The following is a 10345-nucleotide window of genomic DNA, read 5'->3' on the forward strand; positions in this document are numbered from 1 at the left end:
GATCACTCCGCCGGCTGGAGGCGCTGCTGCGCCCGCGCCGGCTTTGGCGCGCCGACGCGCAGGCGCCGGTCCGACAGCGACAGCACGCCGCCGAGCGCCATCAGCACCGGGCCCCACCAGATCAGGAGCACCAGCGGCTTGTGATAGATGCGCACGGCGATGGCGCCCTCAGCCGTGACGTCGCCGAGCGAGACATAGAGCTGGCTGGCTCCGCTGGTCAGGAGTGCGGCTTCCGTGGTCGACGATCCCCGCGTGGTAAAGCTGCGCTTCGACGGGGTCATGACACTGACCTTGTCGCCATCGCGGCTGACAGCGAATTCCGCGATCATCTCGCGAAAGTTCGGCCCCTGGCGCTGAAACAGGCCGTCGAGCTTCAATTCGTAGCCGGCGACTTTTGCGACGTCGTCGGGCTTCATGGTGCCGATATATTCGCTGTTCCAGGTGGTCTCGCAGACGATGCCGATCAGCGCGACGCCAAGGCCGGCATGTGCCAGCGATGTACCCCAGGCCGAACGCGGCAAGCCCCGCGCACGCCGCATTGCCGTCCCGAACGGGACACGGAACAGCCCGGCGCGCTCGACGAGATCGCTCACCGAGCCCAGGATGACGAAGACCGCCAGCGCAATCGCGGGCGCCGCCAGCGCGCTGCCGCCGCGCGTCCAGGCCCACACCAGAGCGAGCACGAGCAACGCGCCGATGCCGGCCGCGATCAGCCGCTGCGCCGCGCCCAGGATATCGCCGCGCTTCCAGGCCAGCAGCGGCCCAAAGGGCACGGCGATCAGGAGCGGCACGAATAGCGGTCCGAAGGTCAGGTTGAAGAACGGCGCGCCGACAGAGATCTTTTCGCCGGTCAGCACTTCCAGCGCGAGCGGATAGAGCGTTCCGACCAGCACGGTCGCGCAGGCCGTGGTGAGGAAGAGGTTGTTCAGCACCAGCGCGCCCTCGCGCGAGATCGGCGCGAACAATCCGCCCTGCTTCAGCGAGGAGGCGCGCGCGGCATAGAGACTGAGACTGCCGCCGATGAAGACGCAGAGAATGAGCAGAATGAACACGCCGCGGGTGGGATCGCTTGCAAAGGCATGCACGGAGGTGAGCACGCCGGAGCGCACCAGGAAGGTGCCGAGCAGCGACAGCGAGAAGGTCAGGATCGACAGCAAAATCGTCCAGACCTTGAGCGCGTTGCGCTTCTCCATCACCAACGCCGAATGCAAGAGCGCGGTGCCGGCAAGCCAGGGCATCAGCGAGGCGTTCTCGACCGGATCCCAGAACCACCAGCCGCCCCAGCCGAGTTCGTAATAGGCCCAGTAGGAGCCCATCGCGATGCCGAGGGTGAGGAAGATCCAGGCCATCAACGTCCACGGCCGCACCCAGCGCGCCCAGGCCGCATCGATGCGGCCTTCCATCAGCGCGGCAATCGCAAACGAGAACGAGATCGAGAAACCGACATAGCCGAGATAGAGCATCGGTGGGTGTACGGCGAGGCCGATGTCCTGCAGCACCGGATTGAGATCGCGTCCCTCAAGCGGCGGATTGGCGATGCGCAGGAACGGGTTCGAGGTCACCAGGATGAAGAGATAGAAGGCGCTGGCGACCCAGGCCTGCACGGCCAGCACATGCGCGCGTAGCGACAGCGGCAGATTGTTGCCGAAGAGCGCGACGAGGCCGCCGAACAGCGCCAGGATCGACACCCACAGCAGCATCGAGCCTTCATGGTTCCCCCACACGCCGGTGATCTTGTAGATCAAGGGCTTCATGGAATGCGAATTCTCGTAGACGTTGGCGACCGAGAAATCGGACGCAACGTGCAACGTCACGAGCGCGGTGAAGGACGCGCCGACGAACAGGAGCTGCGCGAGCGCGGTCGAGCGCGCGACGTTCATCAGCGCGGCGTCGTTCAGCCGCGCGCCAATCAGGGGAACGATCGACTGGATCAGCGCCAGCGCGAGCGCCAGCACCAGCGCGTAATGGCCGGACTCCGCGATCACCGCACGGCTCCCTTCGGTTCGCCCTGCGCGGTCACTCCGGGCTTTGCGCCGTAATCGTCCTTCCAATGGCCCTGCTTCTTGAGGGCGTCGGCGACTTCCTTGGGCATGTAGGTCTCGTCGTGCTTGGCGAGCACTGTGTCGGCCTTGAACACGCCATTGGCATCAAGCGCGCCTTCGGCGACGACGCCCTGCCCTTCGCGGAACAGGTCGGGCAAGATGCCCTTGTAGGCCACGGGGAGCTTTGCGTTGCCGTCGGCGACCTCGAAGGTGATAGCGAGATTGTCGCCGCGCTGGAGCGAGCCGGGCTGCACCAGGCCGCCGAGACGAAACCGCTTGCCGGGCTCGACGTGCTTCTCGGCGACCATGGTCGGCGTCGAGAAGAACACGATGGAGTCGCGGAGCGCGTTCAGCACCAGGGCTGCCGCAAGCGCGAGCACGGCGAGTGAGCCTCCGATGATGGTCATACGTCGCTGCTTGCGCGTCATGGCAAATGTCTTCCCGAGCTAAATCGTCCTGGGATCGTCATCCATCGAGCCCCATAGTCTTCAGGCCCTCGTTGAGCTGACGCAACCGATCGGCGTCGTTGGCAACGGCCTGGCGCGCATCCGTCAGCGCCGCCTTCGCCTTGTCGCGCTCGCCCATCACGAGATAGGCGCGCACCAGACGCAGCCAGCCCTCGACGTCGTCGCCATTCTGCTTCAGCCGCGTGGCGAGACGCTCGACCATGCCGCGCACCATCGCGCTGCGGTCGCCCTCGTTCATGTCCTTGGCCGCAGCCAGCGTCTCATCCGAGAGCGCGGGCGCCACGGTGCCGCCACCGACCCGCGTCAGCGAGGTCTGCACCAGCGGACGCCACGGCGCATCGGCCGGCGCCTTTGCGAGCAGCGCGCGCCAGATCTTTGCCGCATCGTCCTTGCGGCCGTCCTGCTCGGCGGCGAGGCCGAGGAAGTAATTTGCCTTCGGCTCGTCGGCGTTGAGCGCGACGGCGCGCTCGAACTCGCTCTTGGCTTCGGCCGTCACGACGCCACCTGCCGCTGCCGACAAGGCCTCGCCGAGATCGGAATGGCGCTCGGCGTTCTCGCCGCCATAGGTCAGCACGTTGCGATAGGCGCGCACGGCGTCGTCATAGCGACCGAGCCGCTCCAGCACCGGCGCCAGCACGTTCCAGCCGCGGCCGTCGGTCGGGTTCTTCTCCAGATGCTGCTCGACCTGCGTCACCAGGTTTTCGAGCGACTGCGCCATGTTGGGCGCGCGGCTACGCTCGGCGAGCGGAAAGTCGTGCAACTGCGGCGAGCCCAGCCGCCCGTAGACGCCGATGGCGACGAGCGGCAATCCGACCAGCGCCAGCACGGCCGCGACTCGCCGCCATTTCACATTGGACTGGCCGGCGGAGGCCTGTTCCACGCCGGCGGCGGCCAACAGCCGGCGGCCGATCTCGATCCGCGCCGCCTCGGCTTCGGGGCCGGCGATCAGGCCCGCGGCAAGGTCCCGCTCGACCTCGGCGAGCTGGTCCTTGTAGACCACAGTCTCGCTGCCCTGACCTTCAAGGCTTTGGTTCGCCGCGCGGTTGCCGCGGCCGAGCGGCCAGAGCACGGCGAAAATCGCCGCGACCGTCATCAGCGCGAACACGAACCAAAGCGTCATCAGGCAGGTTTCCGGCAAAGCGCGCGACGCGCGCCGATACCGTCGCTTTACACCACGCCTCGGCGGGGCGCCAATTGACAATTGTCAATTGGGCGCGACCGCGATCGGGGGTCGAAACGGTGCTGAACCAACGGCTTAGGCGACCTCGAACTCGACGCTGCGGGCAGCGTCCTCGCCGTGTCCGTCGAGCGCCCTCAGGAAATAGGTTCCGGGCCTGACCGTCTCGGGCAGATGGATTCGCAGCGCGCCGACGGGAACGGGCGAAGCGATTGTCGCGACCGGCTCGACGAGCTGCCGGCCGCTGGCCTTCTCGACCAGCACGACCTTGGCCCTCACCATCAACCTGCGATAGGTCGCCGAGATCACGCGGTTCTCAATTTCCACGAAGCTGATGACGGGTTTCATGCGCCCACAAAAACAGTTGTCCCGGCTGTTGCGCGGACCGTACGGTTCGCAACGGACAACGTCAACCGTAAATTGTAGGCAGAAAAATTTCGCGCAGAATTAGCCGGCGCGCGAGGATTTGCGCTCGCCGGTCAGCGCATTCTCGGCCGCCCGGGTCATCAGCGAGGCGTAGTCGTCGCCGAACAGCACCTCGCAGAAGCGGATCGCGGCCTGCATCTGCTGCTGCCGGTAGCCGCGGGCCTTGAGGTCGGCGGCGCGCAGCGACTGCACCAGCGATTCCGTGGAGCGCTCGACATACTGCTGCAGGTCGGAATAGGTGCGCAGCGTCACCTCGTTGATCGCGAGCTCGCTCGCATAGTTGCGGCAGGTCGCGACGAAGTCGATCAGCGCGACGGTCTCCTCGACCTCGGTCATGTCGATCCGCGCCCCCGGCGGGATGTCCTTCTCGGCGCGCTGGCGCAGGATGCGGCGCACGCGGCCGGGAACGCTGTCGATCTCGGATTGCAGCGCGTTGGAAATGTCGGCGCGGATCGAGGTGAGCTGCTTGCCCCAGGCGGAATCATTGCGCAGATCGAGCTCGGTACGCAGGCCACGCACGCCGTCATGCAGCGCCTTCAAATTCTCGCCGACATTGTCGAAGCGGCCGCGCTTGATGTCGAAGCGCAAACTCGCAGCCAGGCAGGACAGATCGTGCAGCGCGATGGTGACGGCCACGCCGAACGGCGTCGCGGCGACGCGGATCTCGTCGTCGGAGGCGGCCATCTTGATGGCGAGGCGGATGATCTGCCACGGCGCCGTCATGCGCGCGATCACCATGGTCAGCGCAAAGGGCAGCATCTGCGGCGTCTGCAGCGCGGGCACGTTGAGCGAGGCCGTCACGGAAGCGATCTGGGAATCACCGAACGCGCGCAGGAAACGCGGCAGGCGGCCGCTGAGCGTATCGACGGCTTCGCGAAGCTGCAGCACGGCGCCGATCGAATAGAGATCCTCGATCACGTTGGGTGGGCCGACGCGGGCAAGCGCGCGCGATTTGTCGCCGCCGCCGGGGCCGGTCAGTTGATAGATCGCGTCGGCTGCGACGCCCTGCATCTTGCGGGCAAGCGCCTCGGCCTGGCTGTCATCGGCACGGGCAAGCGCGGTCTCGAACTCGCGCACCTGCTCGGCTGCGCCGTCACGGCCCAGCCACTGCCAGATCGGATGCAGAGAGGAGCGGCGGATCTGGCCGACACGGATCGGAATCCCGGCATCGACAAGGAAAGGCTCGAGGGGCTGGAACAGCACGCGCGCGGGGTCGGAGCTGCGCGTCGGCGTTTCCTCGTCCGGCTCGGCGGCGCGGACAATCCTGCGCAACTGGTCGAGGACGAGGGTCGCCACCGCCGTGTCCTGGCCGCGTTCGAGCGCGCGCTCGAACTCCCGCATCAGCAGCGCCTGCGCCTGCGGCGGGAGCTGCGCGAGATAGTCTCTCAGCCGCTCGATCGATGTCTGGCTCATGAGCCCGGTATGCACGGTGGTCAGGCGGACGGGAGGGTTTCGTCCGCGCGCGATCATAGGGGCTGCCGCGTTAAGAAGCCCTTTAGGAAGTTGGGTCGGAACGCGCCGTTTTCACCCGAAAAGCTCCGGATGAGATGTAGAAAACCTTCGTGGGAACAACGACTAAACGGCAGGAAGCGCGAGTTCCGCCCGCAGGCCCCCGATGGGCGCGTGGCCGAGCGTCAGGCTGCCGCCATAGAGCGAGGCAAGGTCGGTCACGATGGACAGGCCCAGTCCGGACCCCGGCTTGGACTCGTCGAGCCGCTGGCCGCGGCGCGCCACCTGCGCCCGCTCCGCTTCCGACAGGCCCCGTCCGTCGTCATCGACGACGATCCGCATCCGGTGCCCCGCCCCCGGCTGGGCCGGGGCGTCCAGGGCCACCTCGATGAAGACCCGGGTATCTGCCCATTTACAGGCATTGTCCACGAGGTTGCCGACCATCTCCTCGAGGTCCTGCCGCTCGCCGCGAAACCTTGCCGTCTCATCGGTTTTGGCCTCGACGATGATGGCGCGGTCGCGATGGATCTTTTCCATCGTCCGGCGCAACGCCTCGATGGTCGGCGCCACCTCGGTCACGGTCGAAACGATCGAGGCGCGGGCTGCGATCCGGGCGCGCTCCAGGTGATGGGCGACCTGGTCGCGCATCACATCGGCCTGCTCCATCACCTTTGAGGCGAACGGGTCGGCGGCATGCGCGCTCGCCTCGTTGACGATGACCGAGAGCGGTGTCTTGATCGCATGCGCGAGATTACCGACATGGGTCCGCGCCCGCTCGACGATCTCCCTGTTGGCCTCGATCAGCGCATTGGTCTCGCGCGCCAGCGGCGCGATCTCGACGGGGAATTCGCCTTCCAGCCGCTCTGCACGGCCGGAGCGGATGTCAGCGATCGACTCGGAAATGCGCTTCAGCGGCGCAAGACCAAAGCGAACCTGGAACACCGTGGTCAAGAGCAGCACGATGCCGAGCGCGGTGAAGGTGCCGCCGAGGTAATAATCGAAGCTGCGCGTCTCATCGAATATCTCGGTGGCATCGCCGGCGACGCTGACGAGAAATTTGCCGTCGGCGCCGAGATCGACGGGGCGCTCGACCATGCGCAACGTCTGGCCCTCAGGCCCGTCGACATAAGCGAGCCGGATGCCGGCGGCGGTGAGCTCGGTGCCCTGCTCTTCCAGCTTGGGCAGCTTCTTGTCCCACAGCGAGCGCGACGAGCGCGCTTCCGGCTTCTCGGTATCGGTGCGGGTGATCTGCCAGTACCAGCCGGACAGCGGCAGCTCGAACAGCGGCTCGCCCAGCGACTGGAACTGGCGGTCCGGCGGCTCGTCTGGCGTTGCCACCTCGGCGATCAAGGTGCGCAGATAGAGATTGAGGCGGCGATCGAAAGCGCGCTCGGTGGCGTTCTTGTAGACCGACGACAGCACGACGCCGGTGATCGCAAGGATGACCACGAGCCAGGCGGTCGCCGACAGGAACAGGCGGTTCGCAAGCGAGCTAGCGCGCATCGGAAGGGCCCAAGGTGGCGCGGAGGCCGGCGCTGAAGGTCGGGGCGTCCAAGACAATCATGGCCGACCAAGAGCCTTGTCCGGCCGCATGGTCAAGCCCTTCCGGCATCCGCGCCGCGCGAAAGCGCCTCGTTTGCTCGAAAGTGCTCTTGCCTCACGCTCCGGGCGCGGCCGGCGGGGTCAGGAGATAGCCAAGCCCGCGCACGGTCTGGATGATGTCGACATCGAGCTTCTTGCGGATGCGGCCGACAAAGACCTCGATCGTGTTGGAGTCACGGTCGAAATCCTGGTCGTAGAGGTGCTCGACCAGCTCGGTGCGCGAGACGACGCGACCCGAATGGTGCATCAGATATTGCAGCAGCCGGTACTCGTGCGAGGTCATCTTCACGGCATTGCCCGATACCGTCACCTTGTTGGTGCGGGTGTCCAGCGTGACCGGGCCGCAGGTCAATTCGCTCTGGGCATGGCCGGCCGAGCGGCGGAGCAGCGCGCGGATGCGCGCCAGCACCTCCTCGAGATGGAACGGCTTTGCGACGTAATCGTCGGCGCCGGCGTCAAAGCCCTGGACCTTGTCACTCCAGCGGTCGCGCGCGGTCAGGATCAGGACCGGCATGGTACGGCCGTTGCGCCGCCAAGCCTCCAGCACCGAGATGCCGTCCTTCTTGGGCAAGCCGATGTCGAGCACGACGGCGTCATAGGGCTCGTTGTCGCCGAGATAGTGCCCCTCCTCGCCGTCAAAGGCGCGGTCGACCACGTAACCGGCGTCGGTCAGGGCTTTTGTGAGCTGACGATTGAGATCGGGGTCGTCCTCAACAACGAGCAGGCGCACGCGTCTCTCCAAAGATTGGCTGCAAAGACCGCAAGAGATCCGTCCCCAGATGACCTCTCCCGGCGTGAACTGAATATGAACGCCGGGAACCTGCGAAAGTTACTTTTTGGTCATGTACCGGTCATGAACCGACTTGGCTATGTGCCGACGCTTCTGCGCCCGCCAAAGCGGCGGCCAAGCCACCGCCCCGACGGGCGCAATTTGCCGCTGAACGCGGTGAGTCGGAAGCGCTAAAAATCAGGTCCGGAAGAACACGAACCAGATGACGCCGAGGATCAGGATCGCAAGGCCGGTCGAAACGGTGAGCAGTGCGGCGACCGACGGTCCCAGCTCACCCTGGCGTGCTTCGGTCGGGGTCTCGACGATCTGACGTTGCTGTCGGGTGGTTGCCATGGTGACCTCAAATGCTTGCGTGTCGCGCCCTAATGCAGCGACCTCCTCGCTGCCTCATATCGTCCGCAGAGCCAACGCCTGATCGCGAACGAGGTTCCGGGGGGCGCCACCGTGCCTCGCACGCCCTTTTTGGCAGCCGCTGGCAGCAACGAGGACTGGTTAACGTCGTTGCGAGAAGGACGCGGCCGCTCGCTATGATTCGGGGGTCTCAGGTGTTATCCTCATCGACTGTCCCTGTTGGTTTTGAGTAACGCGTTTTGGAGTAACCCATGGCCCCCAGAGCCAATTGGAAGGGTTTTTTGCGCCTCTCGCTCGTGACCTGCCCGGTCGCGCTCTACCCGGCCACTTCGGATACCGAGAAGGTGTCCTTCAACCAGATCAACAAGAAGACTGGCCACCGGATCAAGTACCTCAAGGTCGACGCCGAGACCGGCGACGAGGTGACCTCCGAAGACATCGTCAAGGGCTACAAGGTCGACACCGACACCTATATCGAGGTCACCAAGGACGAGCTCGACGAGATCGCGCTCGACTCCACGCACACGATCGAGATCGACGAGTTCGTGCCGAAGGCCGACATCGACAGCCGCTATTTGATCCGCCCCTATTATCTCGTGCCGGACGGCAAGGTCGGCCATGACGCCTTCGCGGTCATCCGCGAGACCATCCGGACCATGGACAAGGTGGCGATCGGCCGCGTGGTGTTGACTAACCGCGAGCACATCATCGCGCTGGAGCCGCTGGACAACGGCCTGATGGGCACGCTGCTGCGCTACCCCTACGAAGTGCGCGGCGAAAAGGACTATTTCGACGACATCCAGGACGTCAAACTCACCAAGGACATGCTCGACCTCGCCAAGCACATCGTCGAGAAGAAGTCCGGCGCGTTCGAGCCCGAATTGTTCGAGGATCACTACGAGACCGCACTGATCGACCTCATCAACAAGAAGCGCAACGGCCTTCCGATCGCCAAGGCCGCGCCGAAGACGACCGGCAACGTGATCAATCTGATGGACGCGCTCAAGAAGAGTCTTGCGACCGAGAAGGACGCCGCGCCGGCAGCAAAGGCGAACGGCAAGGCAGCCGAGAAGGCCAAGAAGCCGAAGAAGCGCATCGCAGGCCAGCGCGAGATGCTGCTGCCGATCGCCGGCAAGGGCGGCAAGACCGCAACCGCCAAAGAGGCCCCGCCGAAGAAGGCCGACAAGCCGGTGCGTGCGCCGGCGCGCGGCAGGAAGGCCGGATAGCGGCAAACCTGCGGGCGACGCATTCGTGATGTCCCTCTCAGCGCATCGCCCGGCCTGACATGCCCTGGTCGACGCCGTTCGACGACCCGATCCCCCTGCCCGGCGGGCGCAAGCTGCGCACGCTCCAGCAGGCGGCCGACTACGTCATGCAACTGAGCGCAGCCGAGCAGCACGAGGCGCGCTGGCAGGTCGCGATCGAGAATTTGATCAACGCGGCGGAGACCGGCGGCGGCTGGCTGCTGTTTGCCCGCATCGGCATGCTGCGCGCGCTGAACGAACAGCGCCGCGGCAAATAGCGTGGCTTAAGCCTGACGCGTTGTCTTGATGGGAACCGGTATCCACTTCGCTCGAAACGCTCCGTCTATTCAGCGACGTGGCCACGATGTTGACGGGAAGCGTCAACGCTTCGTTAAGCACGCTGGCCCTGTGAACGCTCGCATTTCGCGCGGCCGCGATGCTGCGCCACGGTAATCCTACGGAAGACTAAATTAACCTTCGATTGCCTGTCCGCGCAGCATGGTCGGCCGCGTTGGAGCAAGGTTTCGTGCAGCAGCAAGACACGAGAAGGAACTACATCGGCATCGTGAACGACACGGCCGAGGAAGAGCGCGCCGCCGACAATGCGGCGCGATCGCAGCCGCATGTCGTGAGCTATTTCGTCGGACGGCTGGCCGCCGTGCTGAAGCGCCGAACCAAGCTCGGACAACCGCCCACGGCGTAAGCCGCGTACCCGATCGCGGGGCAAGCCATGATCTGGGTCAAGAGACCGGCCGGCCGCAGCCGCTACCAATGCGGGGCTGCATTCAGCCGGTCCG

The 10345-nt window shown here is 65.6% G+C and carries 11 protein-coding genes; 3 read left to right on the forward strand and 8 right to left on the reverse strand.

Annotated features, from left to right (window positions below):
- Positions 1-2 precede the first annotated feature (2 nt).
- The 8 genes from C2U70_RS21605 to C2U70_RS33105 all read right to left on the reverse strand — a co-directional run bounded on the left by C2U70_RS21605 (position 3) and on the right by C2U70_RS33105 (position 8286).
- The gene (locus C2U70_RS21605; RefSeq protein ID WP_140980437.1) at positions 3-1985 is read right to left on the reverse strand and encodes a heme lyase CcmF/NrfE family subunit; all 1983 of its coding nucleotides are present in this window, start codon (positions 1983-1985) and stop codon (positions 3-5) included.
- Positions 1982-2470, reverse strand: coding sequence for a cytochrome c maturation protein CcmE (ccmE, locus tag C2U70_RS21610; RefSeq protein WP_140980438.1), 489 nt, complete (start codon positions 2468-2470; stop codon positions 1982-1984). The genes C2U70_RS21605 and ccmE overlap by 4 nt, the downstream gene beginning before the upstream one ends.
- 37 nt (positions 2471-2507) lie before the next feature.
- Positions 2508-3629 (reverse strand): c-type cytochrome biogenesis protein CcmI, encoded by a 1122-nt coding sequence (gene ccmI, locus C2U70_RS21615; protein ID WP_140980439.1) that lies wholly within the window; start codon positions 3627-3629, stop codon positions 2508-2510.
- Positions 3630-3764: 135 nt separating this feature from the next.
- On the reverse strand, positions 3765-4034 hold the full coding sequence (locus C2U70_RS21620; protein WP_140980440.1) for a hypothetical protein: 270 nt from the start codon (positions 4032-4034) through the stop codon (positions 3765-3767).
- 99 nt (positions 4035-4133) lie between these two features.
- Entirely contained in the window at positions 4134-5525 is a 1392-nt protein-coding gene (locus C2U70_RS21625; RefSeq protein WP_140980441.1) for a hypothetical protein, read from the reverse strand.
- 162 nt (positions 5526-5687) lie between these two features.
- Positions 5688-7064: a sensor histidine kinase gene (locus C2U70_RS21630; RefSeq protein WP_140980442.1), complete on the reverse strand. Its 1377-nt coding sequence runs from the start codon at positions 7062-7064 to the stop codon at positions 5688-5690.
- A 154-nt stretch (positions 7065-7218) separates the two neighbouring features.
- On the reverse strand, positions 7219-7893 hold the full coding sequence (locus tag C2U70_RS21635) for a response regulator transcription factor (protein WP_140980443.1): 675 nt from the start codon (positions 7891-7893) through the stop codon (positions 7219-7221).
- A gap of 237 nt (positions 7894-8130) precedes the next feature.
- Positions 8131-8286: a hypothetical protein gene (locus tag C2U70_RS33105; protein ID WP_186294397.1), complete on the reverse strand. Its 156-nt coding sequence runs from the start codon at positions 8284-8286 to the stop codon at positions 8131-8133.
- Positions 8287-8555: 269 nt separating this feature from the next.
- Between C2U70_RS33105 and C2U70_RS21640 the strand changes: the two genes are divergently transcribed.
- The 3 genes from C2U70_RS21640 (at position 8556) to C2U70_RS33110 (ending at position 10251) form a co-directional block, all read left to right on the forward strand.
- Positions 8556-9530, forward strand: a complete 975-nt coding sequence (locus C2U70_RS21640; protein WP_140980444.1) for a Ku protein — start codon at positions 8556-8558, stop codon at positions 9528-9530.
- 59 nt (positions 9531-9589) lie between these two features.
- Complete coding sequence (locus tag C2U70_RS21645; protein ID WP_140980445.1) at positions 9590-9826, forward strand: hypothetical protein; 237 nt, start codon at positions 9590-9592, stop codon at positions 9824-9826.
- Between the two features lie 248 nt (positions 9827-10074).
- Entirely contained in the window at positions 10075-10251 is a 177-nt protein-coding gene (locus C2U70_RS33110; protein WP_186294398.1) for a hypothetical protein, read from the forward strand.
- Positions 10252-10345: the final 94 nt, after the last annotated feature.

It is taken from the genome of Bradyrhizobium guangdongense (genome assembly GCF_006483445.1).
Classification (GTDB): domain Bacteria; phylum Pseudomonadota; class Alphaproteobacteria; order Rhizobiales; family Xanthobacteraceae; genus Bradyrhizobium; species Bradyrhizobium guangdongense_A.

Bases quoted from the DNA above. Each gene is read 5' to 3' on its own strand.
- ccmI (WP_140980439.1), bottom strand. From the start codon at position 3,629: ATGACGCTTTGGTTCGTGTTCGCGCTGATGACGGTCGCGGCGATTTTC.
- C2U70_RS21620 (WP_140980440.1), bottom strand. From the start codon at position 4,034: ATGAAACCCGTCATCAGCTTCGTGGAAATTGAGAACCGCGTGATCTCG.
- C2U70_RS21625 (WP_140980441.1), bottom strand. From the start codon at position 5,525: ATGAGCCAGACATCGATCGAGCGGCTGAGAGACTATCTCGCGCAGCTC.
- C2U70_RS33105 (WP_186294397.1), bottom strand. From the start codon at position 8,286: ATGGCAACCACCCGACAGCAACGTCAGATCGTCGAGACCCCGACCGAA.
- C2U70_RS21630 (WP_140980442.1), bottom strand. From the start codon at position 7,064: ATGCGCGCTAGCTCGCTTGCGAACCGCCTGTTCCTGTCGGCGACCGCC.
- ccmE (WP_140980438.1), bottom strand. From the start codon at position 2,470: ATGACGCGCAAGCAGCGACGTATGACCATCATCGGAGGCTCACTCGCC.
- C2U70_RS21645 (WP_140980445.1), top strand. From the start codon at position 9,590: ATGCCCTGGTCGACGCCGTTCGACGACCCGATCCCCCTGCCCGGCGGG.
- C2U70_RS21640 (WP_140980444.1), top strand. From the start codon at position 8,556: ATGGCCCCCAGAGCCAATTGGAAGGGTTTTTTGCGCCTCTCGCTCGTG.